This is a genomic window from Mycolicibacterium arseniciresistens (assembly GCF_030519285.1).
Taxonomy (GTDB): Bacteria; Actinomycetota; Actinomycetes; order Mycobacteriales; family Mycobacteriaceae; genus Mycobacterium; species Mycobacterium arseniciresistens.
In genome coordinates this window covers 1-896 of record NZ_JAUMSQ010000537.1, presented here as the reverse complement: position 1 = coordinate 896, position 896 = coordinate 1, and the positions used below count along the sequence as shown (strand labels likewise).

The window sequence follows — 896 nt, the reverse complement described above, 5'->3', positions numbered from 1 at the left end:
GGCATGGCGCCCATCGCCCCCGACGCGCCGACCGGACTGGCCCCCGCCGCCGATGCGCCGACGGGCATGGCGCCTGCGGCGTGGGTGGCGGGAACAGCGGGACTGGCGGCCGGCGAATCCGCCTCCGACGGGGCGTCGTCGGCGACGTTCCGAGCCCTGGCGTGGTCTCAGGACGATGCCCCGACCGACGAGCCGGTGCCCTATGCCGGCGAGGACTACACCGTCGACGCCGGCACCGGCGCCGCGCGGCCTCCGATCGCGTTCGCTCCCGGCGGCGAGGAGGCGCAGTATCCGCCGGAGCCGGAACCGCTGCCCTGGTACAAGCGTCCGCCGATCCTGTTCGGGGCCGCCGCGGTGGCGGCGCTGGCGGCGATCAGCGGCCTGGCGGTGACGCTGACCAGCACCACCGGCGATTCCAGCCCGGTCACCGAGACCAGCACCACCTACTCGATGGAGCCGTCGTTCGCGCCGCTGCCGCCGCCGGTCACGACCGTCACCGTCGGCCCCGACGGCCGCGCCACCACAACGGTGAGCCAGCCTCCGCCCCCTCCTCCGCCGCCGCCGAGCTCCACGACCACCACGTCGCCGACGAGCACCACATCGCCGACGACCACGACCACCACGACGACGACCACCACACAGCCGACGACCACGACGACGCGGCCCACCACCACCCAGCCGACGACCACGGCGCCCCCGCCGCCCACGACCACGGTGGTTCCCGACCCGCCGGACCCGCCCGATCCGCCGGAGCCGCCGACCACCGTGATCGTGCCGGGCGACGGCGCCTGAACCGCCGATGCCCAATCCGGCGCCGGACCGCCTGACCGACGTCCCGCCGGCAGCGGGCGCGTTCGTCGCCGCGCTGCTCGCCGACCCCACCGCGCCGGCGAAGG

1 pseudogene is annotated in these 896 nt (G+C 76.3%); it reads left to right on the top strand.

From position 1 onward, the window contains the following. Positions 1-792: pseudogene (locus Q2100_RS31320) on the top strand (Hsp70 family protein); the annotation flags it as partial. Positions 793-896: the final 104 nt, after the last annotated feature.